This is a genomic window from Pseudomonas sp. HP_01, assembly GCF_055284355.1.
In genome coordinates this window covers 1-25871 of sequence record NZ_JBTOPV010000025.1, presented here as the reverse complement: position 1 = coordinate 25871, position 25871 = coordinate 1, and the positions used below count along the sequence as shown (strand labels likewise).

The following is a 25871-nucleotide window of genomic DNA, read 5'->3' as shown; positions in this document are numbered from 1 at the left end:
AAGAGCGGTAGCTGCCTCCAATGCGGGTTTGAATTTACCGAAAGCCTACGCCTGAGCTAGAAAACCATTTAGCCGGAAAGGTCGAATGCCTCAAGCCGCACCGGTACCTTAGTCATCACCCCGGATGCATGCGGCAATTGCTCCATGCAGTGATCCTGGCCCTGCATAATGTTCAGCAGTTTAAAAGCACTGCGTACACTTCGTAGGACCGGCTTCAGCCGGGAAGCCGTTGATCTGCTCTACGCTTTTGATCTTCCTACGCAAAAAGCCCAGTCACCACCAAGCGCGACTTGGGTGCAGGCTGAACGCAGGTCTAGCGCAGTGGGCCGAGCCGCATGGATGCGGCGAGAGCGCCGTCAGGACATGGATGTCCGTTCGGCGCGGGCCCACGGAGCGTGACCGGAGTGAAGGAACCCTGACGAAGGAAGGGCCCAACCGAGAGCAGGCACTTTTGGTTACTTTTAGTGCTTTTTAAAAGTAACTCGCCGAAGGCGAAACAGTCTGCCCCCAGGCAGACGCCCTTGATCTTGATCTTGATCTTGATCTTGATCTTGATCTTGATCTTGACCTTAAACCTGAAAAATCAAAAATCCAGCTTCACCCGCGCCACCAACTGCCTCGGCTCGCCGATGGAAATAGCCGGCGATCCCAGCCCACTCGCCGAGGTGTAATACTTCTCGTCGAACACATTCTTCAGATTCAACTGCAACGTCACATCACGCTCATCCAACTTCACTTTATAAGCCACAAACGCATCGGCGACTTTCGACGACGGCAGGTAATACTCCTTCCCCGCGCCATCGTTGACACCCCAGCGGCTTGCAAACCGTGCACCGGCACCCGCGCGCAAATCACCCACGCCGACGTGGCCGAAGTCACGGGTCAGATACACCGCGCCGGTGTGCTTCGACACACCATCCAGCGGCTCACCCTTGAGTATCGGGTCCTCCAGCACTTTGGTGTCGGTGTAGGCGTAACTGCCGGTGATACTCCAGAACTCGTTCAACTGCCCGGTGATGTCAGCTTCCAGCCCGCGCGAGCGCACCTCCCCGGATACTCGCGTGCAAGTCTCGGTGCCGCACGCTTCACTGGTCTGCACGTTCTGCTTGTTGATATTGAACAGCGCCACTGTCGCGGTGATCGCGTCGTTCTGGAACTTGGTGCCGATTTCGTAAGCCTTGCCCTCCTCCGGCGGCAGGTCGCCGATCGGTGAGGCAATCGACGTGTTCGGGCGGAACGACTCGGTGTAGCTGCCGTACACCGACCAGTCCGGCTGGATCAGGTACACCAGCCCGACGCGGGGCACCACTTTGCTGTCCTTCACATCGGCGCCAACCACGAACGGCCGGCCCTTGCCGGTCAGCTCGTCGAACGCGTCATAACGCAGGCCGGTCTGCAGAATCCACTTCTCGCCCAGGTGCATCGCGTCCTGAACAAAGAACGCATGGGTGCGCAGGTGATCGGTCTGGTCGCTCTGGGCGGCATTGGCCGTAGTCGGTTGCTGAGTGACGCCGTACACCGGGGCGTTGTAATTGAAGTCGACCTTGTTGGCACTGCGGTACAGGTCGCCCAGGTCGCGGTCGTTCTTCATGTAATCGGCGCCAATCAGCACTTCGTGGCGCACATCGCCCCAGTACAGATTGCCGAGCGCGCTGACGGTGGCGGTATGGGCGAACTGCACCGCATCGCGGGTGGCGTCACCGCGACGGGTGACGGCGCCGGTGTTGTAGTTGGCCGAAATGAAGCGCGACTGGTAGTCGTTGTAGTAATTGCGGCTGTAAGCGTAGCCGGTGCGCAGGGTCCAGGTGTCGTTGAGGCGATGGTCCATGCGCAGGTCGAGGGAATCGGAGCGCCCGGTGGTGACGTTGAACGGCTCGTCCAGACGGCGGCTGCGCGGGATGTCCAGCACCTTGCCGGTCTTGGGGTTGATCTGCGTGCCACGGTCGAACGGTACCGAATACTCCATGTGCTCGTAGGCGACCGACACCGTAGTGTCGTCGCCGTACCAGGCCAGCGAAGGGGCGATGACCGACTGATCGATGCTGCCGAAATTGCGCCAGTAATCGTAATTCTGCTTGTCGGCGATCACCCGGTAGGCCAGGCCGTTGGTGCCGATCGGGCCGGTCAGGTCGATCTGCTCGCCGCCGCCGCCAAAGCTGCTGCCGAACGCAGAAATGGAACGGGCCTCGACCAACTCCGGTTTCTTTGTCACAACGTTGATCACGCCGCCCGGGTCCTGCACGCCGTAGAGCATCGACGCCGGCCCCTTGAGCACTTCAATGCGCTCGGTGGTCGGGGTGAAATTGCGCGCGCGCACCGATTGCATGCCGTCGCGCATGATCGAGTTGTCGCGGTTGGTGCCAAAACCGCGCTTCTGAATCGCGTCCTGGGTGCCGCCCAGGGTGTTGCCCGGCTTGACCCCGCTGACCGCGTTGATCGCCTCGTCCAGGCTGGACGGCTGGCGGTCTTCGATGACCCGGTTTGTCACCACGTTGACGCTCTGGGGCACTTCCACCAACGGTGCTTCGGTGCGCGTGGCCACGGTCGCCTTGCGCGCCTGATAGCTGTCGCGGCTGTGCTCGGTCTCGCTGACCTCCGGCTGGGACGTGGCGTCGATATTGACCGCGTCCAGCTGCATTTCTTCAGCCCCGGCAACGGGACTCATACCCAGCGAGCACAACAGCGCCGTGGCTGAACACATGCCCAACAACGATGCAGGACGAAGCACGGGAAAAGCGGGCACGCGAAAACCGGATTGAGCTGTCATGGAAGCAAGAACCTGAGGCGTCGAGAAGCGATGCGCCCGTTACGAAACGCATCTGATTCTCACTACACGGATGCCGACGGGGTTTACCTCACATGAATCTGAAAATAATTTTTTATACAGGCGCCAGTGGCCCTCAGTGGATCAGGCGAAACACCCTGTATCATTCCCCGTGCTCACCCTCTTCTTACGTAGCGAAATCAAGGATTGTTCATGCGTATCCGCTCCCTGACTCCTCTTGCTTTGATCATTGGCGCGACGATGGGCGGCCAGGCCCATGCCAGCAGTGATGACTCCTGCTACCCCAACTGGTCGCTGTTGCGCGATTCGCTGGACGTCTGCAACAACCTGCCCTTCCTTACGCCCGGCAATGACAGTCGGGTCAACCTGCGCCTGCTCCTCGCCGATCAGAAGGCGCTGACGCTCCAGCCCAACGCGTTGACCGAGCAGGAGCTGGCCGAGGGCTATGGCGCGGTGCCGTTTGCGGCATTCAGGTTGGCCAACGAAGAGATCGAGGGCGACGAAAGCGAAGAATCGGGCGCCGCTGCCATGGCCGACCTGCTGGGCAAGCTCGGCCTCAGCCGCGACAGCAACGACACCGCAGGCCAGGCCTTCCTGCAAGGTGAAGGCAGCCGCTGCCGCAGTAACCGCGACGAGAGCGCCGCTGATTTCATCGGCCAATTGCTCGACACCGCAGGGCTGTCCGCCACCGAGCGCCAATCCTTGGCCCGCGCCCGCCTGCAACTGCTGGACGCGTGCACCTGGGAGGCGGACAAACAGGCCAGCCTGTTGCCGCCCGATGTTCAGTCGTCTGAAGCCAAGGCCTTCGTTGCCTACCTTCGCGCCGCATCGGACTTCTACAGCGGGCGCTTCAGCGATGCGGAGACCGGATTCAACACCCTCGCCCAAAGCACACAACCGTGGCTCAAGGAAACGGCGCTTTACATGGTCGCCCGCACCCGGCTCAACGCCGCGCAGCAGGATGCGTTCGACGAATACGGCAGCCTGAAGGAAGACCACGATCGCACCGCCTATGCCGGCGTCGGGCAAGCCATCGAGCGGTACCTCAGCGCTTACCCCGACGGCCGCTACAGCCGCTCCGCCACCGGACTTCTGCGCCGGGTCCACTGGCTGGCGGGAGACACCGATAAACTGGCCGCCGATTACGCCTGGCAACTGACGGAAGCTGGCGACGCCCGCGCATCCGCTCCGCCGGAAGCGTTGATTCAGGAAGCCGACAACAAACTGCTGACCGCCCTGACCGGCGCCACGCCATCGCCTTTGATGACCGCGACCCATGACCTGATGATCATGCGCCCGGACCTGCCGAACCGGTTGACCCGCGAGCAGCTCGACGGGCAAAAAGCCCTGTTTGCGGCGCAACCGGCGATGTTCGATTACTTGCAGGCCGCTTTCGCGTTCTACGTCGACAAAAATCCGGCCGAAGCGCTGAAACGCCTGCCGAACGACGTCCCCGAAAAACTGGATTACCTCGTTTTCAGCCAACAGACCCTGCGCGGCCTCGCTCTGGAAGCCGGCAACGACCTGCCTGCCGCCCAGGCTCTGTGGCTGAAATTGCTGCCGCTGGCGCAGCAACCCTTGCAGCGCGAGCAGTTGGAACTGGCGCTGGCGATGAATTACGAGCGCAGCGGGCAACTGACGAAGGTGTTCGCCAGCGATTCGCCGATCACGTCCGCTCAGGTGCGTCTTATCCTGCTGGGCAAGGTGGCCGATGCGCCGCTGCTGCGCCAGCAGATCGGTCAGGGCATCAGCGACACCGAAAAGTCCACCGCGCAATTCGTCCTGCTCTACAAGGAGCTGCTGCACAGCCAGTACGCCGCGTTCGCCGATGACTTGAAAGCCCTGCCGGACACGCCTGCCGACACCAAACTCGGCACCAGCCTGGGTTATGTCTACGGCGCCGGCCAGACGCTATCGTTGTTCCACTGGAACGGCGCCAAGGCCGAGTCGGGTTACGCCTGCCCGAGCATCGGCGAGATCGCCGCCACGTTGCAGGTCAATGACAAGGACGCCAAGGGCCTCAACTGCCTGGGCGAGTTCATCCTGCGCAACGGCCTGGACGGAATGCCGCTGGATCAGAAGCCCGACGCGGGTGATCTGGGCAGCAGCGAACCGGGCTTCAAGGGCGGTGTGTTTTCACGCCTGAACGGCTATCAGACGGTGATCGCCGACAGCAAGGCAGCGCGGGACGACAAGGCCTACGCGCTGTTCCGGGCGATCAATTGCTACGCGCCGTCTGGCTACAACAGTTGCGGCGGCAAGGACGTGGCTCCGGCCGTGCGCAAAGGCTGGTTCAAGCAACTGAAAACCAGCTACGGCGCCACCAGCTGGGGCAAATCGCTGCAGTATTACTGGTGATGACCACGCGGTTTCGCTGGCGGATGATCGCCGGCGGATTGATCGGTTTGTTGATGGCGGGGTTGAGCAGCGGCATGACGTGGGCGGCGGTAGACGCCCGCGAGCACGATGCCTTCTGGTTGTGGAGCGGCGTGGCGACGCAGCCGGTACTCGATCAGGCGCGGACTCTGTACGTGCTGCAAGGCCAGATCAGCGCAACCCGTCGTGATCGGCAAACGCCGGCGCTGATTGCCCAGGGGATGAGCGTGACGCGTCTGCCCCAACGGGAGGTGTGGATCGTCTACCGCGCCCACACCCTGCGCTGGCCCGAGCCTGTTTACAAACAGCTACTGGGCCAAGTGCAACGCTGGCGGGACACGGGCACAGCGGTGGCTGGGGTGCAGATCGATTTCGATGCGCGCACCCTTTATCTGCAGGAGTACGTGGTGTTTCTCAAGGACCTGCGCCAGCGTCTGCCACCTGAGCTGAAGCTAAGCATCACTGGGTTGATGGACTGGAGCAGCAATGCGGATTCCCGGGCGATCGGCGAGTTGAAAGGTGTGGTCGATGAAGTGGTGGTGCAGACCTACCAGGGCCGCCACAGCATCCCCGACTACGCCGCATACCTGCCACGCATCAGCCGGCTGGGCCTGCCGTTCAAAATAGGCTTGGTGCAAGGCGGGGAATGGCAAGCGCCCCGGTATTTGCAGGACAGCCCGTGGTTTCGCGGGTATGTGGTGTTTTTGCTGAATCAGAAGTGACAAAAGTCCGCGTCGAAACGCAAAACCCTGCAGGAGCCGGCTTGCTGGCGAACCTGCTGTGTCAGCCGACTGATGCCAACCTGGCCCACCGCATTTGCCAGCAAGCCGGCTACGGATTTTTATGCGCCGACGATTGTGTGCGTTGCCACACTCCACTGTAGGAGCGCTTGCCCGCGAACGCGTAATGCCTGTGACGAATCGATCGCCTGACACAACGCGTTCGCGGGCAAGCGCGCTCCTACAGTTTGATTTCATCCAACCGAGATTATTGCGTCGAGCACCATTCGTTGATTGTGGGGCAATCAGGCAACTGCGCCGTGATCACTGGCCTTTTCCCGGCTAAAGCCGGTCCCACTAAGGACCGCGTGCACTTCGTAGGCCCGGCTTGGAGACACCCGGTATGGCTGACACGCCGCGCACCCTGTGGGACCGGCTTCAGCCGGGAAGGCGTCAGGCGCTGCGCCACAAGACTTGCAGCCTCACACGTCGATATCCAGCAACGCCGCCCCCAGCGCTTTGCCATGGGCATCGAGGGCGAGCGATCGTGTGACGCCGCCCTTAAGAATGCCCGGCAGCACAAAATTAAGCGCACCCACCTTCGGCAGTTCATACCGAAGCACCCGCGAGGCATCGTCCCCGAGCAGCTCGGCGAAATGCTCAGCCACCCGCTCGGCCGTCAGCACATGCACCAACCGCGTATAGTCTTCCGCCTTGAAAGCGATGACCGAAATATTCGAGGTGTCGCCCTTGTCGCCGGTCCGGGAATGGGCCAGTTCGCGCAATTTCATGGTGCTCACGATGCGTCCTCCAGATGAACCTGCGCCTTGATGGCATCCCGCGGCATCAGCAGCGACGCCACCGCCACCACCTGGCGCACGCCCTTGGTTGCGCCGCCGCCGCCATAAGGTCCGTTGGTGTACAGCGTTTCGACTTCATTGCCGATACGCACGGCTTCGGCCTTTTCTGCACAGCGCGCGGCGACCCGCAGGCGCACTTCCCACGGCTCGGCCGCTGCCCGCGACCCCAGCGCCCCACCGTGCAACGCGTCCACGCCGATCAGCTCGGCACGGACGTCATCGAAGACCACGCCGGTCAGCTGCAAACGCTCCAGCACCACGTTCCGCGCCAATTGCGCCCGGGCCAGCGCGCCGGGGCCGCCATAGGAAATCTGCCCCTCGCCGATCCAGCCGTCGAGATAACCCACCGACACCTTGAGCGTCCCGGGTCGAGAACGGCCATCGGCGCCTTCAGCCCGTACTTCGTCAGTGGCAACTGGATGAAACGACACGCCGGAAAAATCCGCCGTCACGTCCGGGGTCAGGTACGCCGCCGGGTCATGCACTTCATAAATCATCTGCTCGGTGCAGGTCGCCGTATCGATGCGCCCGCCGGAGCCGTCGACCTTGCTGATCACCGCCCTGCCCTCGGCGTCGACTTCAGCCAGGGGAAACCCGAGGCGCGCCAGGTCCGGCACCTCTTTCACACCCGGATCCGCGAAGTAGCCGCCGGTAATCTGCCCGGCACACTCCAGCAAGTGGCCGATCAAGGTGCCGCGTCCCAGCCGCGTCCAGTCGTCTGCTGCCCAGCCGAACTCAAAGAGCTGCGGGGCGAGGAACAACGACGGATCGGCAACCCGGCCGGTGATCACCACATCGGCATCGGCCTTCAGCGCCTCGACAATCCCCTCGGCGCCCAGGTACGCATTGGCCGAGATCAAGCGATCACCCAACGAAGCAATCGTCGCGCCGTTATCCAGCATCTGTTCAGGACTTGCCTTGAGAACCGCCAGCACGTCATCCCCTGTTACCGCGGCGACCTTCAGCCCGTGCAGGCCCAGCTCGACCGCGATGCGCCTGACTTCCCGCGCCGCTGCCAACGGATTGGCCGCGCCCATGTTGCTAATCAGTCGCAGCCGGCGCTGCCCGGCCTCGCGTCCTCGGCCTGCAAATGGCAGCACCCGACGCATGCGCTCACTGAGCAGCGGGTCAAAACCGGCTTCGGGATCGCTAAGCCGCGCCTGTTGCGCCAAGGCAATGGTGCGTTCGGCCAGGCATTCGAAAACCAGATAATCGAGGTCGCCCTTCTCGGCCAGCTCCACTGCAGGCTCGATACGGTCACCGGAATAACCGGCGCCAGATCCGATACGTAAGGTCTTCATTTAAAACACTCCCAGCAGCAGTGCGGTCAGGGTCATCAGCACCGATGCGGCAAACAGAAACGGAATGGTGAAGCGCTGGTGGTCGGCCAGCTCGACCTTGCACAGCCCGACCAGCAGAAAGGTCGCCGGCGTTAGCGGGCTGACCGGAAAACCGGTGGTGTGCACGCCCAGCAGCGAAGCCTGGGCCACTTGCAGCGGGTCGACGCCCAGGGAGCGGCCGACTTCAGCAATCACCGGCATCACGCCGAAGTAGAAGGAATCGGGATCGAACAGCAGGCTCAGCGGCATCGACACGAAGCCCACCACCATCGGAATCAATTTGCCGTGACCGGCCGGGATCTGCGCCACCGCCACTTCGGCCATGGCCTTGAGCATGCCGGTGCCCTGCATGATGCCGGTGAACACCCCGGCCGCCAGAAGAATGCTGGCCATGGTCAGGGCGGTCTTGGCGTGGGCATCAATGCGCGCGCGCTGGGCGTCGACGTTGGGGTAGTTGATGCACAGCGCCAGCACCGTGCCGACCATGAACATCACCACCGGATCGACCCAGCCGGAGATCATTATTCCCATGACGGCGATGGTCAGCAGCAGGTTGAGCCAGAACAGCCGCGGCCGGCGCAGCACCGCTTCCTGTTCGGTCAGCACACGCTGCGGCACCACATCGATGTGCTCCGCCGTGGTCTGAAAGCGGCCCAGCCCAAGACGCTTTTCTTCACGCCGCCCGAGCATCCAGGCGCAGAAGAAGACAAACGCCAGGCCGACGATCTGCACCGGAATCAGCGGCTGAAACAGCTCGGACACCGGCACGTGCAGCGCCGCAGACGAGCGCAGCACCGGCCCGGTCCACGGCAGGAAATTCACCCCCGCCGCCATCGCCGCGACGCAGGCCAGGATCCGCCGATCAATGCCCAGCCGCGTGTACAGCGGCAGCATCGCAGGGATCGTCACCAGAAAGGTCACCGCGCCGGAGCCGTCGAGGTGCACCAGCAACGCCAGCAGCGCGGTACCGACGACAATCCGCGTAGGACGCGTGCCCACGGTGCGAAGGATGCGGTCGATAATCGGGTCGAGCATGCCCGCGTCGGTCATCACCCCAAAGAACAGGATGGCGAAGACGAACATGCCGACCACCGGGGCGACGTTCTTGATTCCGGTGATGATGAAGCCGCTGGTTTGCAGGCCGAATCCGCCGATCAGCGCGGCGATGATGGGCAAGGCAATCAGGGCGACCAGAGGCGAGAGGCGCTTGCTCATGACGGCAGCGAGCAGGCAGAGGATGGTAATGACACCGAGGATGGCGAGCATGGTTTGATCCTTTGTCGTCCCTGACCGGCGTGCGGCGGGATGAGCTGTTGTTGTTTTCATCGAGTATCGAAACGGGGGTAAGCTTTGTAAATTGAAATGTTCGGCGTCCTGCGTTCGGAAAATCCGAATGGCGTGCGTACGGCAACTTCTTCGGAAAACTCAGCCATGAAGAACTCGATCCAGCACATCCGCGCCTTTCTTGCCGTCGCCCGCACAGGCAGCTTTGCCAAGGCGGCCCTTGATCTGAACCTGTCGCCCTCCGCGCTGACCGTGCAGATCCAGCAGCTGGAAGAATGGCTCGGCGTTGCCTTGCTGGAGCGCAGCCCGCGCCAGGTCAGCCTGACCGCTGCCGGCCAGAACAATCGCGGGCCCATGGAGAAACTGCTGCTGGACCTGGACAACATCGTCAGCGGCTCGCGGGATCTCGCGGCGCTGCGCCGGGGCGTGGTGACCATCGCTGCCCTGCCCTCAATGTGTTCCGGCACGCTGCCGCCGATGCTGAAAGCCTTCCGCGAGCAATTTCCCGGCGTTGAGGTGCGTCTGCGTGACGTGGTCGCGCAGCGGATCGATGCGCTGGTGCGCGAGGGCGAAGTGGATTTCGGGCTGGGCGTGCGATCGCGCATGGGCCACGGGTTGACGTTCGAGGTGGTGATGGTCGACCGGCTCAGCCTGTTCGTTCCCGTTGATCATCCGCTGGCACGGGAACGCTCGATCGCGCTGCAGGCGCTGGCCGGGCAGCCGATCATCCTCACTGGTCGCGACAGCAGCGTGCGCGAGCGGGTGGAACAGTTATTTGCCGAAGAAGGGCTTGTGCTGACGCCGGGGCTGGAAGCGAACTACATGTCGACGGTCATGGCGCTGGTGCGGCATGGCCTGGGGATGACGTTGCTGCCGGAATCCGCCGACGAAGGCCGCGGCGATTTGACGCAGGTGCGGGTCGAGCATCCCGGGGTGTGTCGGGAGATCGGGCTGATTACCCGGACGGGTGTGAGCCTGAGCCCTGCCGCCCAGCGATTCGTCGAAACCATGAAGGACGCCCTGTCACCGCAACTACCGTAGGGGCCGGCTTGCTGGCGAATGGGCCGCCTTGGAGACGGATAGCGAATGACACACCGCGTTCGTCCGATCGCGGCCCGCAGCAAGCCGGCTATTACAGCCCGCGATTACCCGCGCCTGAACGGCAGCTGAACGCCTGCAACACAAGCAGGGTTTTGCAAAAAAACCAGTACAGCCATTCAATAATGAGTATCATTATGTTACACAATGGCTGAATGCGAATGGCTACATGACGCATTCACGTCGCACACCCTACCAGATCTGCACCGGTGATAAATGCTCGTTCCTTTTTTGATCATGTTGCGCGAAGGGATTGAAGCCGCGCTTATCGTTGGCATCATTGCCAGTTACCTGAGACAGACCGGCCGTGGCGAGTGGATGCCCGCGGTATGGATCGGCGTGTTCCTGGCCGTCGCCCTGGCGCTGTTCGTCGGTGGTGGTCTGGAGATGGTCAGCGCTGAATTCCCGCAAAAGCAGCAGGAACTGTTCGAAGGCATCGTCGGCCTGGTTGCCGTGGTGATCCTCAGCTCGATGGTCGTGTGGATGCGCAAAGTTGCGCGCTCGGTCAAACATGACCTGCACCAGTCCCTGGACGCCGCGCTGGCCGGTTCGAGAAACCAGACCTACGCCCTGATCGGCATGGTGTTCTTCGCCGTGGCCCGCGAAAGCCTCGAAACCGTGTTCTTCCTGCTGGCAGTGTTCCAGCAGAGCGAAGGCGTGTCCGGCCCGCTGGGTGCGCTGTTCGGCCTGATCATTGCGGTGTGCATCGGCGTCGCCATCTACAAAGGCAGCATGCGCCTGAACCTGGGCAAATTCTTCCGCTACACAGGCCTGTTCATCCTCGTCGTGGCGGCGGGCATTCTGTCCAACTCCGTGCGGTCCCTTCACGAAGCCGGGGTCTGGAACCATTTCCAGGACGTGGTTTTCGACATCAGCGCGACCCTGCCGATGGATGGCCCGACCGGTTCGGTGCTGGCCGGCATGTTCGGTTATCAGGATGCGCCGACCGTCAGCGTGCTGGTGGCGTACCTGGCGTACCTGTTCTTTGCGCTGTTCCTGTTCTTCAAGCCTCAGGCGCGGGTAGTGAGTCTGCCTACCCGCCCGGCCCATGAACACGGTCACACTTCTTCCGTTACGAATTCAGTTACGAACAAATAAGGGCTCTCATGAACTCCACCGCCAACGGCCTTCCTCCGAAGAAAGCCAAGCCCTCTCGCGCCCTGCAGTTTGCCGTTGCAGGCTCGGTGATTTTGATGATCGCCGCGGGCGCCATGTTTTATTTCGCCTCCCAGGCCGCGCAGAAAAAGCGCATCGCCAACAGCGGCAATGAAACTGTCGTGACCATCAACGCGAAAAACTGCGAGCCGAATGCGATCACTGTGCCGGCCGGCAAGAACGCTTTCCGCATCGTCAACGCATCGGATCGCGCTGTGGAGTGGGAAATCCTCGACGGCGTGCTCGTGGTGGAAGAGCGGGAAAACATCGTTCCGGGCCTGAGCCAGATCATCAACGCCAACCTGCAGCCGGGCGACTACGCCATCACCTGCGGTCTGCTGAGCAACCCGCGCGGCACCCTGCACGTGACGCCGACCGCAGAATCGGATGCCGCCGCCAAAGCGCGTCCGTCGATGGTCGCCTTCATCGGCCCGCTGTCCGAGTACCGCGTCTACCTGAGCACCCAGAGCAGCGCGCTGATCCGCGCGACGAACGATTTGCAACAGGCCATCGACAGTGGCGACCTGGTCCAGGCGCAGAAGGCCTACGCCCCGGCCCGTGCTGCCTATCAGCGCATCGCCCCTGCGGCGCAGCGCCTGTCCGAGCTGGACAACGCAATCAACGCCCGCGCCGATTACTACGAAAAACGCGAGCAGGATGCGGCCTTCGGCGGCTTCCACCGTATCGAATTCGGCCTGTTCTCGCAGAAATCCGTCGATGGACTGACGCCGGTCGTGCAGAAGCTGCAAACCGACATCGCCAGCCTGAAACAGCAACTGCTGGCCCAGAGCATCGCCCCGGAACAACTGGCGAGCATGGTCGTGCGCAACATGCGCAGCATCGCCGAGGTCCGCAACAACGGCGAAGAAGAACGCTACAGCCACCTCGACGTGAACGGTTTTGCCGCCAACCTGGAAGGCACGCGCAAGGTCATCGAGCTGCTGCGTCCACTGCTGGCCAAGTCGTCCGGCGACGTGCTGAAAAAGATCGACACCGCGAGCACCGCCCTGGATGACCAGTTGCTGATGCTCAAGACCGCTGACGGCTTCAAGCCGTACGACCAGGTCAGCACCGAACAACGAAAACAAATAGCAGACAAGGCCAAGGCACTGGCCGATGCACTCGATGGAATCGATCCGGCCCTCGGCCTCTCAGGCCTGTGAGCGTGCCCGGGCGGGTGCCCCATGCGCCCGCCTGGCCTTGAAACCAGAGCGAAGACAGCATTCACATGAAAGATTCCGATTCGAAAAACGCGCCGATCTCCACTGACCGTCGCCGTGTCCTGATGGGCCTAGGCGCTGCAGGCGCAGCGGTCGCCGGTGCAAGCCTGACCGGCAACGCCTTCGCCGCCACCGCGCCGGCGCAGGTCACCGAAGCACCGAAGAGCGAAAAGACCCAGGACCACAATGCGTTCCACGGTCAGCATCAAAACGGCATCGTCAATCCGCGCCCTGCGGCCGGGATGATGGTCTCCTTCGACGTCCTGGCGCAGGACCGCGAAGACCTTGAGCGCATGTTCCGCACCTTGAACGAGCGCATTACGTTCCTCATGACCGGCGGCGCCGTGCCTCAGGTCGACCCGAAACTGCCACCACTGGATTCCGGTATCCTCGGCCCGGTGGTCACGCCGGACAACCTGACCATCACCGTGTCGGTGGGCGACTCGCTGTTCGACGACCGCTTCGGCCTGGAATCCGTCAAACCCAAGCGTTTGCAGCGTATGGTCGGTTTCCCCAACGACGCGCTGGAAGCCGATTGCTGCCACGGCGACTTGAGCATTCAGTTCTGCTCGAACGCCCCGGACAGCAACATTCACGCCCTGCGCGACATCGTGAAAAACCTGCCGGACCTGCTGCTGGTGCGCTGGAAACAGGAAGGCACCGTGCCCGCCCAGGCCCCGCTGAAACCGGGTCAGGCGCCGGAAAGCGCGCGCAACTTCCTGGGTTTCCGCGACGGCTCGGCCAACCCGGATTCGAACAACCAGAAAACCATGAACGAGCTGGTCTGGGTGCAACCAGGCAGCGACGAACCGGCCTGGGCCGCCAACGGCAGCTACCAGGCGGTGCGCATCATCCGCAACTTCGTCGAGCGCTGGGACCGTACCCCGCTGCAGGAACAGGAAGCCATCTTCGGCCGGGTCAAAACCACCGGCGCGCCAATGGACGGCAAGACCGAAGCCGACGTCCCGAATTACCACAATGACCCGGCAGGCAAGATCACCAAGCTGGACTCACACATCCGCCTGGCCAACCCGCGCACGGCTGAAACCCAGCGCAACCTGATCCTGCGTCGCCCGTTCAACTACTCGAACGGCGTGAACAAGAACGGTCAGCTGGACATGGGGCTGCTGTTCATCTGCTACCAGGCGGATCTGGAGAAAGGCTTTATTACCGTGCAGACACGCCTCAACGGCGAGCCGCTGGAGGAGTACCTCAAGCCCATCGGCGGCGGGTATTTCTTCACCCTGCCGGGCGTGGTCGACAGCAACGATTTCATTGGCCGGTCGCTGTTGGCCGCCTCTGCCCACACAACAAAAACTGCCTGACACCCCTTACCTCACAGGAAGAGCTCTATGAAAAAGTCGCCTCTCGCGTTGTTGCTTACCTTTGGCGTATTGCAGACATCGATGTCCGCGTTCGCTGCCACCGCGCCGCTGGACCTGGTCACGCCGGTTTCGGACTACAAAATCTACGTGACGGAAAACGTCGACACCCTGGCTGCCGACACCCAGAAGTTCACCGACGCGATCAAGAAAGGCGACCTGGCGACCGCGAAGAAGCTGTTCCCGACCACGCGTCTGTCCTATGAGTCGATCGAGCCGATTGCCGAGCTGTTCAGCGACCTCGACGCGTCGATCGACTCCCGCGAAGACGACCACGAGAACGGCGTGAAAGCTGAAGACTTCACCGGTTTCCACCGTCTGGAGTATGCGTTGTTCTCGCAGAACACCACGAAAGATCAGGGTGTGTTCGCGGACAAGCTGTTGGCTGACGTGAAAGAGCTGCAGTCGCGTATCGCCGGCATCACCTTCCCGCCTGAGAAAGTGGTGGGCGGTGCTGCTGCGCTGATGGAGGAAGTGGCGGCGACGAAGCTGTCGGGCGAGGAAGATCGTTACAGCCATACCGATCTGTATGATTTCCAGGGCAACGTCGACGGTTCGAAGAAGATCGTTGATCTGTTCAAGCCGCAGCTGGAGCAGTCGGACAAGGCGTTCGTGGCGAAGGTGGAGAAGAACTTCGCGACGGTGGACAAGATCCTGGCGAAGTACAAGACCAAGGACGGTGGCTATGAGACGTACGACAAGGTGAAGGAGCAGGATCGCAAGGCGCTGGCAGGTCCGGTCAATACGCTGGCGGAAGATCTGTCGCAGATGCGCGGGAAATTGGGTCTGAACTGATTTCGATGCGATGAAAAGCCCGTTTGCCGAGTGATTGGCAAGCGGGCTTTTTGTTTTTCAGGGTTTGGGGGCTAGATCAAGTGCGTCGGCCTAACGGCCTCGGTTTCGCCTTCGGCGAGTTACTTGGAAAAGCACCCAAGTAACCAAAGGTGCCTGCTCCTGGTTTGGCCCCTCGTTCCTCGGGGGTTCCTTCACTCCGGTCCCGCTCCGTGGGCCCTGCGTTCAGCCTGCACCCAAGTCGCGTTTGGCGGTGTCCGAGCCTTTTGCGTATGAAGATCACAAGCACAACGAAGACAGATCAAAAGCACATCAGAAGCAGATCAAGGGCTTCCCGGCTGAAGCCGGTCCTACTCGGTGAGCGCGTTGTTTCAGTGGCACCTGAGGTAGGTGCAGGTAAGCATCCTCCAGGGGGCGGGCCCGAGAGGGTTATCAATTCAATTCCGACGATTGATTCTATAAATGTTAAGACTATTAGCACGGCGATTGTGAAATGAACTCTGTTAAATACACTACTAAGGCCTACGTTGCGGAAGGCGCGCTATCAGAAGTTGTGGTGAAAGTCATAGATGAGAGTGTGACTGACCTACTCAAAGCGTTGGGTTTCTCCCCCGCGCCGGATAAGGGACAGAGAGCGCTGTCTGTAACAACCCCAAATCAAAGCGCTAAAATAAAGGTTTTTGAAAAACTACGAGATGAAGGAGTGTGCTTTTCCGCTGGCCCGGATTGGTGTCCTGCCGACGTATTTGAATTCCTAAGAGATAACAACCTGTTGACGGGGCCGTACCGAAAAATAGCGTGGCGCGGACCGGGTGAGCCGGAAATAATTGAAAACTGTTAGCCAGCGATACAAAGTATTCGGTAAAAGTGTACCTGTCCTATTGGTGCTAAAACGCTTCCCGGCTCAGCCGAGAAGCTTCCGCTTTCGCCTTTGATCTTCTACGGGATAGTACAGACGCCGCAAAACGCGACTTAGGTGCAGGCTGATCCGGCTTATGCCTGAACCCATTGGCAAACGCACACAGAACGCATTCCTTGAACCCCTCACCGCGCGGGTGAACATGGGTGACGACCTTACGCTACTCATCGCTGAACTGCGCGTAAACCCAGGTTCGCGCTGCGGTGCTTCTCCACCAGACCCAAGTCATGAAACATCGCCCCGACGTAAAGCTGCTCGCCGTCGTGAGTCAGCCCTTTGCGCTTCCCGGTCAGCGCGCCCCACAAAAACACCCGGCGCGAGTGATTGAACAGCAGGTCATCTTCCTGCTCGCGGATGTACTCGGTGGCGGCGCGGGCCAGCGCGCTGTCGGGGATTTTGATACCGGCGATTGATTGACTCATGGGAAGTCTCTCCAGCGACGCCGCCAGTGTGGCGCGTTGAAGAGAAGTCTGGGTGACGGCGCAGGCCGGCTCGATCGGCGCGCGGTCTTGTTCTCTGGCAAACGTGCATCGTTTACTGCCAGCCCACCTGCGGTTTACCAGATTGCTGCGGACCGACGGCACGACCTCGGATAAACTCTGCGCGGTTGTGATGCCCAGCGCTTCAACAAGGGCTATCAAAGCGTGCCGTCAGAGCCCGCCGATAAAAGCATTCCTGCACCCCAATTTTGATGCATCGAAAACAAGGAGCCCCTGTGTACAAGGGTGTTGCGTTATCGGTCATGGCCTCCTGCCTGTTCGCGGTCATGTACTACTACACTTCATTGCTCACGCCATTGAGCGGTGAAGAAATCTTCGGTTGGCGCATGCTGCTCACCCTGCCCTGCGTGACGGTGTTCATGCTCTCCACTGGAGACTGGAAACTCGCCCGCGCCCTCGCCGTACGGGTGCGTCAGACGCCTGCCCTGCTGGCGGCAATGGCGCTGTCGGCGACGTTGATGGGCGCGCAGTTGTGGCTGTTCATGTGGGCGCCGCTGCACGGCCGCAGCCTGGAGGTCTCGCTGGGGTATTTTCTGTTGCCGCTGACCATGATCCTCACCGGGCGTGTGGTGTACGGCGAGCACCTGTCGCACCTGCAGAAAATCGCCGCCTGTTGCGCGCTGGTCGGGGTCGGCAACGAACTGCTGCGTCTCGGCAGTTTCTCCTGGGAAACCCTGCTCGTCTGCCTGGGGTATCCGCTGTACTTCGTACTGCGGCGCAAGCTCAAGACCGATAACCTCGGCGGTCTGTGGTGGGACATGCTGCTGATCCTGCCCGTTGCGGTGCTGTTCATCTGCCAAGGCAACCCGTCAGTGGTGGAACAATTCCCACGGTTTTATGTGCTGATTCCGGTGTTGGGAGCGATCAGTGCGTCGGCGCTGGTCAGCTACATCCGCGCCAGCCGCCTGCTGGCGTTCAGCGTGTTCGGCTTGCTGAGCTACGTCGAGCCGGTGCTGCTGGTGGGCGTCGCGCTGCTGCTGGGTGAATCCATCGGCCGCGATGAATGGATGACCTACCTGCCCATCTGGCTGGCGGTCATGGTTCTGGTGGGAGAAGGCGCCAAACACGTGCTGGCGCAGCGGCGACGCAACCGCGTGTGAAGTGAAGTTCGCCCGGTCGCAGCGTTAATGCCCGAACCGCGCCAGTTGCATTTCCTTCAAGCGGCTCAACGTGCGCCGATACGCGAACGCCAGATAGCCTTCGGTGTACAGCTCGGCCATCGGCATCGCAGCTTCGATGTAGAGCGGCACCTTGCGGTCGTAACACTCGTCCACCAGCGCAATGAAGCGCCGCACGCCATCGTCGTAAGGCGATAGCTGCGGCAGCTCGCGGTCCCCCGCCGTGACCTGTTCCACACCGTCCTCGGTACCACGGGCAATGCGCCCCTCGCGCTGGGGTGCGCTCAACGCCGGCACTTCACTCAACAGGACCGCTGTGTAGCGATCGCACAGCTCGATGAAATCCATCGCCGCCAGCGGCTGTTCGCACAGGTCGGCATAACGGCACCAGATCACTGTTCGACTGCTGCGCACCACCGGCACATGTCGACGGCCTAACGGCACCGGCTGAGTCGACACCGATTCGCCGCTGCTCAGCGCCTCGAACACCTCGACCAGCGCGCTCGGCTGCGTCTGCGCCTTCACCCAGTAACGCTGCTGCGCCTGACCGGGATGCAGCCGGTGGTCCTCGCCGCCGTCAACCGACACCACTTCCATGAAGTGGTTGATCGCCGTAATAGCGGGCACGAAACGCTCGCGGTTATGCCCCGTGGCGTACAGCTGCTCGGGCAACTGGTTTGAGGTGCAGACCAGCACCACGCCCTCGTCGAACATCGCGCGCACCAGACCGCCGAGGATCACCGCATCGCCGATGTCGTTGACGAACAACTCGTCGAAGCACAGCACCCGCACGTCCTGGGCCAGCTCCCGGGCCAGCACTTGCAGCGGTTTGGCCACGCCAGTGAGCTGAAACAGGCGCTGATGCACCCAACGCATGAAGTGATGAAAATGCTGGCGCCGGGCCGGGACCTGCAGGCTGTCGTAAAAACGGTCCATGAGCCAGGTCTTGCCGCGCCCCACCGGGCCCCACAGATAAACACCTTTAACCGCGCCGCCGCGCTTGCCGTCGTTCAGGGCCTGCCAGCACCCCTGCAAGTGCAGCGCAGCACTGCGCTGAGCTTCGTCCGGCTGAAAACCCTGGGCATCAACGGCCTGCTGCCAGGCCTCAAGTGGAGACAGAACGGTCATCGAAACGCTTCACTGCACACTGGAATTTTGGTCGTGGCGCCTGGAATAAGAGGCGCCCAACAGATAGAAACAGCCGCCGGCAATGATGAACGCCGCCAGCATGTAAAACATGAAATGCGCCGACTGGGTCGCCAGTGCGAAGCCGCACAGCACCGGCCCCAGCGCGCCACCGAGGTTGGAGAGGTTCTGCGCGCCGTAATACATGCCGCGCAAATGGGTGGGTGCGATGCGGTCGATGAACATGTACTCGGCGGGAAACACGATGATCTCGCCGAGGGTGAACACCGCCACCGCCAGCGACCAGTGCAGCACCGTGGCCGACAGGGCAAAGCCCACCACGCCCATCAGGAACAGACTGAAACCTGCGGTCAGCCACTGATTCAGGTACTGGTGGCTGATGCGTTTGCCGACCAGATACTGCAAGCAGATCACCACCGCCGCGTTCACCGCGACCACCGAGCTGATCACCTGATAAGTAAATTCCGGCGTGCTGGTGGTCACCAGGTATTGCGACAGGTAAGCGGTGAATTGTCCGAACACCACAGCGCTGAGCACGCCGCCGACGGTGAAGCACACCAGTCGGTAGTCCTTGAGCAGGATGCGTCCGACGGCAATGAAGGAAATCGGCGCATTGGCCGGGTCCGCCGAGCTCAGCTTGCGGTCGCCGTACATCGCGTAAACCAGCAAGAAGCCCAGGCCCAAAACGGCCGACATTACGAACGGCAGCTTCATGTTCCAGTGCGCCAGCCCCGCACCAATGAACGGCCCGACGGCATAGCCGATGTTGATCAGCGTGTAGCGCACCGAGAACACTTTGCTCTGGTCGGCCACCGGCAACAGCTTGCCGAACGCCGCCTTGACCACGATATCGATAACCGAATACGCGAAATTGAACGACACCAGAAACAGGAAGAACAGCCACAGCTTGCTGGTCACGCACATGCCGATGAAGCCGGCGACGAAGAACCCGGTGAAGCACAGGATCAACCGATAGCTGGACAGCTTGTCGGTGAGGTAGCCGCCATACAGGCTCAGCAGCGAGCCGACAATCAGCGCACCGCCGACGACCATGCCGATGTCGCTCATGCTCAGGACGAAATTCGAAGACAGGTAAATCACCAGGTACGGCAGAGTGATCGCCCTGCCCAGCGTCAGAAACAGCGACGACGAAAGCAGGAGATTGACTGAAGCCGGGTAGTGTCTGAGCGCAGCGAGCATCCGTGTTCTGTCCTTGATGACGTGCCGAGCCTAGGCGACAGGAATCGGCGAGCGGTTTGAGTCAAACATCGTTACACAATCGGCAATGAGAGGACACCTGCAGAATGAGTGAAGCACGTCAGGGTGCGGCATTCCTCCGACTGGTCGTCTGCGTTCACATTCCGTAACATCCGCATTTTTTGCACGCCGCCCGCTAGGTACTCAATGAAACCCGCCCGTCTTCGCGCCGATGTCCTCGCCGGACTCACCACCTCTTTCGCCCTGGTGCCCGAGTGCATCGCCTTCGCGCTGGTCGCGCACCTGAATCCGCTGATGGGCCTGTACGGGGCGTTTATCATCTGCACGCTGACCGCGCTGTTCGGCGGCCGTCCCGGCATGGTCTCCGGCGCGGCGGGTTCGATGGCCGTGGTCATCGTGGCGTTGGTGGTGCAACACGGCGTGCAGTACCTGCTGGCAACGGTGTTGCTGGGCGGATTGGTGATGATCGCGTTCGGATTGCTGCGCCTGGGCAAACTGGTGCGGATGGTGCCGTATCCGGTCATGCTCGGGTTCGTCAACGGCCTCGCGATCGTCATTGCCATGGCGCAGCTGGAGCATTTCAAAAGCGGCGAAAGCTGGCTCAGCGGCACGCCGCTCTATCTGATGATCGGCCTGGTGGCCTTGACCATGGCGGTGGTGTATGTGCTGCCGCGTCTGACTCGCTCGGTGCCGCCGGCGCTGGTCGCTATCCTCGGTGTCGGCCTGCTGGTGTACCTGTTCGACCTGCCGACGCGCACCCTGGGCGACATGGCGCACATTGCCGGCGGTCTGCCGGGCCTGTCGCTGCCGGACGTGCCGTGGAATCTGGAAACCCTGCAGATCATTGCGCCCTACGCGATTCTGATGGCGCTGGTCGGTCTGCTGGAAACCCTGCTGACGCTGAACCTCACCGATGAAATCACCGAGAGCCGCGGCTACCCCGACCGCGAGTGTGTCGCCCTCGGCGTCGCCAACCTGGCGTCCGGCCTTTGCGGGGGCATGGGCGGCTGCGCGATGATCGGCCAGACCGTGATCAACCTGAGCTCCGGGGGCCGGGGTCGTCTGTCCGGCATCGTCGCCGGGGTGATGATTCTGATGTTCGTGCTGTTCCTGTCGCCCCTCATCGAGCGCATTCCGCTGGCGGCGCTGGTCGGCGTGATGTTCGTGGTGGCCCAGCAGACTTTCGCCTGGGCCTCCCTGCGCGTGCTGCGCAAAGTGCCGCTGAACGACGTCTTTGCGATCATCGCCGTGACCATCGTCACCGTCCTCACCGACCTGGCCACCGCCGTGCTGTTCGGCATCCTCATCGCCGCGCTGAACTTCGCCTGGCAACAGGCTCGCGAGCTGTACGCCGACAGCCATACCGAGGCGGACGGCAGCAAGATGTACCACCTGCACGGCACGCTGTTCTTCGCTTCCACCACGCCGTTCCTCGATCAGTTCGACCACGTCAACGACCCGCAACACGTCACGCTCGACTGCCGTCATCTGATCTTCGTCGACTATTCCGCGATCGCGGCGTTGAAAACCCTGCGCGAGCGCTACCACAAGGCGGGGAAACACCTGCGCGTGGTGCATCTGTCGGAGCGCTGCAAGAAGCTGCTCAAGCGCGCGGGCGTGCAGCACGCCTGAGCCGCGTGTTGAGCCTGGCAATGCGGGTTAACTGATCGCCCGCAAAATAGCCTCGGTCGTCACCACCTGCGCGTACTCACCGTGCAGGTTAGCCAGCGACATGGCGTGGATGTCTTCGGCACTGCGCGGCTGTCCGAAGAAGTCCGCGCCGTCGAAGGTGAAGCAGGCATCGTGGGGCACGATGACCTCGAAGCCGAGATTGCCGCCAGTGCGCGCGGTCGACTCCACGGAGTTGTTGGTCACCACGCCGACGATCACCGCCTGATTGATCCCGTCCGCCCGCAACCAACCCTCCAGCGCCGAATGACAGAAGGCATCGGGCACCTGTTTGTGCAGCTCGCCTTCGTCGTCCCACGGCATAAACGCCGGTTGAAACTCGACACCGGACTGCTGCGGCCAGAACACCGAGTCCGGTGAGCGGGAGAAATGCCGCACGTGAATCACCGTGCGCCCGCTATCGCGCCAGGCGCTCAAGAGTTCCAGCATCCGCTGCTCGGCGTCAGGGTTGTTGCGCCGGCCCAGCTTGGGGTGGTTGATGCCCTGCTGCATGTCGATGAGGACCAGCGCCGCTTTGTGATGGATGTCCACTGCTCTTCCTTTCATGACTGGAGGGGCGTACCCCGCGTTGCTGATTATTTGACGCTGAATTCAATGGGACCGCACCTTCCGTAGGAGTGAGCTTGCTCGCGATTGCATTTTTTCAGCGACATCAATGTCGGCTGAAAGAACCTCTTCGCGGGCAAGCGCGCACCTGGAGATTATTTGTCGCTCACTGACCGCAATCGCGAGCAAGCTCACTCCTACAGGGGCTGCGTCAGCAACTAATGTTTGCGTAATTACACGGCACTGAAATGCCGCGCCCATTGGTGTTCGGCGAACTGCTCGATGATGAAGTCGACGAACGCGCGGGTCTTGCCCGGCAGTAGTTTGTGCCCACTGTAATAGATGGAAATGTTGCCGTCCTCGACATACCACTCGGGCAGCACCCTTTGCAGCGCACCGCTGCGCAGGTACGGCAGGGCAAACGGCATGCTCACCAGCGCAACGCCCAAGCCCTGACTCGCCGCGCGGCAGGCAGCCTCGGAATCGCTCAGGGTCATGCGCACCTTCATGCGCAACGGGCTTTGCTCATGACTGCGATGGCTCAACGGCCAGGAGCGGATCCGCCCGGTTTGCGGCGAACGGATCAGAATGCCGTCGCAGTGGTGCAAGTCGTCCGGATGCCTGATCCCTTCGTGGTCTTGCAGCCAATGGGGCGACGCCACCAGCACGCGGTGGGCAGGCGCGAGTTTGCGCGCAACGACGCCCTGGGGCAGGTCGAAGCCGCCGCCAATCGCGGCGTCGAACCCCTGCCCGATCAAGTCCACCTGGCGGTTATCGAAATGCCAGTCGGGGGTGATGGCCGGGTAGCGCTGCAGAAACTCGGCCAGCAGCGGCACCACATAAAGACAGCCGAACACCGTGCCGACGCTGACTTTCAAGGTGCCGGCGGGACTGCCTTCGGCGCTGGCCAGGTTGGCGACAGCGTTCTGAATGGTATTGAGGCTGGCACTGACCTCGCCGAGGAAACGCTGGCCCGCCTCCGTCAGCGTCAACTTGCGCGTACTGCGCTGAAACAGCCTCACGCCCAGCTTCGCTTCAAGTTTGGCGACGCTCTTGCCCACGGCAGCAGGCGTCAGGCTGAGTCGGCGCGCAGCCTCGGCAAAGCTGCCGACCTCGGCACTGCGCACGAAGCATTCAATGCTGCTGAAGTTTTCCATCGCGCTCACTCACAACTTCCGGTTTACACAGACTATCTCGATTACCGGCTACCGGACGGGTAATCCTCGGCAGATACTCGTGTCCATCAACTCACTCCTCACATTCATCGGAGATCGACATGACCCATCCCACCAACCTGATCGGCAAAACAGCACTGGTCCAAGGCGGCTCACGCGGCATCGGCGCTGCGATCGTCAAACGGCTGGTCGAACAAGGCGCAGCAGTGGCCTTCACCTTCGTCAGCTCGGAAGCCAAAGCGCAGGAGTTGCAAGACAGCATCACCGCAGCCGGCGGCAAAGCCCTGGCGATCAAGGCCGACAGCGCCAACGCCGAAGACATCCGCGACGCCGTCGCCCAGACCGTGGAGACGTTCGGCGGCCTCGACATCCTCGTCAACAACGCCGGCGTGCTGGCCATTGCGCCGCTCGACGAATTCACCCTCGAAGACTTCGACCGAACCCTGGCCATCAACGTACGCAGCGTGTTCATCGCCAGCCAGGAAGCCGCACGGCACATGAAAGAAGGCGGTCGCATCATCAACATCGGCAGCACCAACGCCGACCGCATGCCGTTCGCCGGTGGCGGCGTCTACGCCATGAGCAAGTCGGCGCTGGTCGGCCTGACCAAAGGCCTGGCCCGTGACCTCGGACCGCGCGGCATCACCATCAACAACGTCCAGCCCGGCCCGGTCGACACCGACATGAACCCGGCCGACAGCGACTTCGCCGAAACACTGATGGGCCTGATGGCCATTCCGCGCTACGGCAAATCCGAAGAAATCGCCGCCATGGTCGCCTACCTTGCCGGCCCCGAAGCGGGCTACGTCACCGGCGCCAGCCTGACCATCGACGGCGGCTTCGGCGCCTGATCTCAGCGCCCTCGCCCTCGACGCGAAGCCCCGGACCTCAATGACGAGCCGGGGCTTCGCGCTTTTTGCTTAAGCGCATGAAAATTCTGAAAAAAAGTTTTGCCTTCGCCAAAGCTTTCGACTACATTAGCGCGCCTCGACAGACTGAACGTCTGAAGAGATACGGTGAAGTGTCCGAGTGGCTTAAGGAGCACGCCTGGAAAGTGTGTATACAAGAAATTGTATCGAGAGTTCGAATCTCTCCTTCACCGCCACATTAAAAAGATCCCCGCAACGCTCATGGCGTGCGGGGATTTTTGTTTGTGTCGCTCAGCAAATAGTGTCTATGTGGGAGTGAGCTTCTCACGAAGGCGGCATTTCAACCGCTGGATATTCTGCATTTCAACGACGCTCTTCGCGAGCAAGCTCACTCCCTCAGTTCTTTCATCGACTTGTAAAGCGGCGATGTATCTGCCCACCTCGCGCCATCCGACCATGTCACGACCGCCTGACCCACTCCATTGGAAAGAATAGAATCGCGCGCTGTTGATTTTTCCACGCAAAACGTCGGAAAAATCTCCATTTGGGTGCCTTAGCAGCTAAGGTCTAGCCGTTGTACAGTGTGAATGAATCCAATTCCCATACGCGGCTAGCTTTATATTAAAAACCAGCGCGTATTCCGGCCCCCATTGCGCACCCGCGGGAGATACGAGCAGGGTGCGAATTCGCAGGAGTAGGTTGATGAATGGCATCGGTAAACGTTTGCGCCAAGAAAGAAAACGTCTGAAATTGACCCAAAGCGCACTGGGCGCCATTGGTGGTGTGGAAGCCAACGCCCAAGGGCATTACGAAAGCGGGCAGCGATTGCCCAGAGCGGATTATCTGTTCAAGATCGCCGCCGCCGGCGTGGACATTAACCGCGTCGTCACTGGGGTCGAGGCCTCGGGCCGCGGAGAAGCGCCCTTATTTGCGACGATGCTTGCGGATAGGGAGACGGAGACTGAAGCCGATCTCGACAGCTCGGAAAGCATGGTGAAAATCATCAGCCAGTTGCGTCAAAGCCTGTGGATCACGGCGAACGCCTTGTGCGAAGTCACCCGGCTGGTTGATTCCGAGGAGCCGCGCTCGAGCGCCGATCATGTCGAAGATCACCTGAAGGTGTTGCAAGGCGACGCCGACATGTTCGCGGCACTTGCGCTGGCGAAAGTGCAGAAAGCCGCCCACGAGGCCCACTGATCCCGATCAGCGTCACTGACAACCGAACCTCTCAGATGGTAGCCTTGCGCCATCCAGGGAGGTTCCTATGAGCAGATTTCCACTACTGTCCGCAGCGGTCATGGCGTTGCTCTTGTGCGACGCGGCAAACGCGGACGTGTTCAAGTGTGTCGCCGCCAATGGCGCCATCAGTTTCGGCCAAAGTCCTTGCCCCACTTACGTAGGGGAATCCACGGTACAGCGCCCGCCTCCGTCCCGGCTTTCCAGCGAGTGGGAGGAAACCGATTTCCCCTACCGCCTCAACAAGAACGCCACCGAAATTCTACAAGTCAGCCGACGCAGAAAGCTGATTATCACCAATGAGCGGGAAATCGCTGATCGCCTGCAAAGCATCTGTAGTGGTCAACTAATTCCGGACACCTCGATAGGTGGTTTCGACGCCATCGTCCGTTCGTAAACGGTCGGTGGCAGGTACCCCAGTTTCGAGTGCAGCCGCTCGTTGTT

Annotated in this window: 21 protein-coding genes, 1 tRNA gene and 1 pseudogene; 14 read left to right on the top strand and 9 right to left on the bottom strand. The window is 61.5% G+C overall.

Annotation, left to right across the window (positions count from 1 at the left end):
- Positions 1–583 precede the first annotated feature (583 nt).
- Positions 584–2710, bottom strand: coding sequence for a TonB-dependent siderophore receptor (locus tag ACYAR8_RS15340; protein ID WP_108119812.1), 2127 nt, complete (start codon positions 2708–2710; stop codon positions 584–586).
- Positions 2711–2977: 267 nt separating this feature from the next.
- On the opposite strand from ACYAR8_RS15340, the gene ACYAR8_RS15335 reads away from it, so the two are divergent.
- Both ACYAR8_RS15335 and ACYAR8_RS15330 read left to right on the top strand, forming a co-directional pair.
- Positions 2978–5143, top strand: coding sequence for a PA5441 family protein (locus tag ACYAR8_RS15335; protein ID WP_463580333.1), 2166 nt, complete (start codon positions 2978–2980; stop codon positions 5141–5143).
- A gap of 23 nt (positions 5144–5166) precedes the next feature.
- On the top strand, positions 5167–5883 hold the full coding sequence (locus ACYAR8_RS15330; RefSeq protein WP_463580355.1) for a DUF3142 domain-containing protein: 717 nt from the start codon (positions 5167–5169) through the stop codon (positions 5881–5883).
- Positions 5884–6362: 479 nt separating this feature from the next.
- On the opposite strand, the gene ACYAR8_RS15325 is transcribed toward ACYAR8_RS15330, so the two are convergent.
- Genes ACYAR8_RS15325 through ACYAR8_RS15315 form a run of 3 tightly spaced genes read right to left on the bottom strand, consistent with a single transcriptional unit; the run spans position 6363 to position 9469 of the window.
- On the bottom strand, positions 6363–6680 hold the full coding sequence (locus ACYAR8_RS15325; RefSeq protein ID WP_463580332.1) for an AtuA-related protein: 318 nt from the start codon (positions 6678–6680) through the stop codon (positions 6363–6365).
- Complete coding sequence (locus ACYAR8_RS15320; protein ID WP_463580331.1) at positions 6677–8041, bottom strand: acyclic terpene utilization AtuA family protein; 1365 nt, start codon at positions 8039–8041, stop codon at positions 6677–6679. The genes ACYAR8_RS15325 and ACYAR8_RS15320 overlap by 4 nt, the downstream gene beginning before the upstream one ends.
- The gene (locus ACYAR8_RS15315) at positions 8042–9469 is read right to left on the bottom strand and encodes a CitMHS family transporter (protein ID WP_463580354.1); all 1428 of its coding nucleotides are present in this window, start codon (positions 9467–9469) and stop codon (positions 8042–8044) included.
- A gap of 42 nt (positions 9470–9511) precedes the next feature.
- Here ACYAR8_RS15315 and ACYAR8_RS15310 point away from each other — a divergent pair, with 42 nt between their 5' ends.
- The 6 genes from ACYAR8_RS15310 to ACYAR8_RS15285 all read left to right on the top strand — a co-directional run bounded on the left by ACYAR8_RS15310 (position 9512) and on the right by ACYAR8_RS15285 (position 15852).
- The gene (locus ACYAR8_RS15310) at positions 9512–10405 is read left to right on the top strand and encodes a LysR family transcriptional regulator (RefSeq protein ID WP_463580330.1); all 894 of its coding nucleotides are present in this window, start codon (positions 9512–9514) and stop codon (positions 10403–10405) included.
- A 273-nt stretch (positions 10406–10678) separates the two neighbouring features.
- Entirely contained in the window at positions 10679–11560 is an 882-nt protein-coding gene (gene efeU / locus ACYAR8_RS15305) for an iron uptake transporter permease EfeU (protein WP_074891855.1), read from the top strand.
- 8 nt (positions 11561–11568) lie between these two features.
- Complete coding sequence (efeO, locus tag ACYAR8_RS15300; RefSeq protein WP_463580329.1) at positions 11569–12780, top strand: iron uptake system protein EfeO; 1212 nt, start codon at positions 11569–11571, stop codon at positions 12778–12780.
- Positions 12781–12845: 65 nt separating this feature from the next.
- Positions 12846–14162 carry an iron uptake transporter deferrochelatase/peroxidase subunit gene (efeB, locus tag ACYAR8_RS15295; RefSeq protein ID WP_463580328.1) on the top strand — a complete coding sequence of 439 codons (1317 nt, stop codon included), beginning with the start codon at positions 12846–12848 and terminating at the stop codon, positions 14160–14162.
- Between the two features lie 27 nt (positions 14163–14189).
- On the top strand, positions 14190–15014 hold the full coding sequence (gene efeO / locus ACYAR8_RS15290) for an iron uptake system protein EfeO (protein ID WP_074891861.1): 825 nt from the start codon (positions 14190–14192) through the stop codon (positions 15012–15014).
- A gap of 490 nt (positions 15015–15504) precedes the next feature.
- A complete protein-coding gene (locus tag ACYAR8_RS15285; RefSeq protein ID WP_146175900.1) occupies positions 15505–15852 on the top strand; it encodes a hypothetical protein in 348 nt (115 codons plus the stop codon).
- Positions 15853–16000: 148 nt separating this feature from the next.
- Here the strand turns inward: ACYAR8_RS15285 and ACYAR8_RS15280 are convergent.
- Positions 16001–16352: pseudogene (locus tag ACYAR8_RS15280) on the bottom strand (phosphohydrolase); the annotation flags it as partial.
- Positions 16353–16645: 293 nt separating this feature from the next.
- Between ACYAR8_RS15280 and rarD the strand changes: the two are divergent.
- On the top strand, positions 16646–17530 hold the full coding sequence (gene rarD, locus ACYAR8_RS15275; RefSeq protein ID WP_463580327.1) for an EamA family transporter RarD: 885 nt from the start codon (positions 16646–16648) through the stop codon (positions 17528–17530).
- A 24-nt stretch (positions 17531–17554) separates the two neighbouring features.
- Here the strand turns inward: rarD and zapE are convergent, their stop codons facing one another.
- Together zapE and ACYAR8_RS15265 are read right to left on the bottom strand one after the other, a co-directional pair.
- Positions 17555–18676, bottom strand: a complete 1122-nt coding sequence (gene zapE / locus ACYAR8_RS15270; RefSeq protein ID WP_463580326.1) for a cell division protein ZapE — start codon at positions 18674–18676, stop codon at positions 17555–17557.
- A gap of 9 nt (positions 18677–18685) precedes the next feature.
- Positions 18686–19894: an MFS transporter gene (locus ACYAR8_RS15265; RefSeq protein WP_463580325.1), complete on the bottom strand. Its 1209-nt coding sequence runs from the start codon at positions 19892–19894 to the stop codon at positions 18686–18688.
- Between the two features lie 204 nt (positions 19895–20098).
- On the opposite strand from ACYAR8_RS15265, the gene ACYAR8_RS15260 reads away from it, so the two are divergent.
- Positions 20099–21544 (top strand): SulP family inorganic anion transporter, encoded by a 1446-nt coding sequence (locus tag ACYAR8_RS15260; protein WP_463580324.1) that lies wholly within the window; start codon positions 20099–20101, stop codon positions 21542–21544.
- A gap of 27 nt (positions 21545–21571) precedes the next feature.
- On the opposite strand, the gene ACYAR8_RS15255 is transcribed toward ACYAR8_RS15260, so the two are convergent.
- Both ACYAR8_RS15255 and ACYAR8_RS15250 read right to left on the bottom strand, forming a co-directional pair.
- On the bottom strand, positions 21572–22132 hold the full coding sequence (locus ACYAR8_RS15255; protein ID WP_463580323.1) for a cysteine hydrolase family protein: 561 nt from the start codon (positions 22130–22132) through the stop codon (positions 21572–21574).
- Between the two features lie 248 nt (positions 22133–22380).
- Positions 22381–23304, bottom strand: a complete 924-nt coding sequence (locus ACYAR8_RS15250) for a LysR family transcriptional regulator (protein ID WP_463580353.1) — start codon at positions 23302–23304, stop codon at positions 22381–22383.
- Between the two features lie 119 nt (positions 23305–23423).
- On the opposite strand from ACYAR8_RS15250, the gene ACYAR8_RS15245 reads away from it, so the two are divergent.
- From ACYAR8_RS15245 to ACYAR8_RS15230, 4 genes are all read left to right on the top strand, one after another.
- Positions 23424–24173, top strand: a complete 750-nt coding sequence (locus ACYAR8_RS15245) for a 3-oxoacyl-ACP reductase family protein (protein ID WP_074891875.1) — start codon at positions 23424–23426, stop codon at positions 24171–24173.
- 164 nt (positions 24174–24337) lie between these two features.
- Positions 24338–24427: transfer RNA gene (locus ACYAR8_RS15240), tRNA-Ser, on the top strand.
- A 466-nt stretch (positions 24428–24893) separates the two neighbouring features.
- Entirely contained in the window at positions 24894–25388 is a 495-nt protein-coding gene (locus ACYAR8_RS15235; protein ID WP_074891878.1) for a helix-turn-helix domain-containing protein, read from the top strand.
- Positions 25389–25455: 67 nt separating this feature from the next.
- Positions 25456–25824: a DUF4124 domain-containing protein gene (locus ACYAR8_RS15230; RefSeq protein WP_463580322.1), complete on the top strand. Its 369-nt coding sequence runs from the start codon at positions 25456–25458 to the stop codon at positions 25822–25824.
- Positions 25825–25871: the final 47 nt, after the last annotated feature.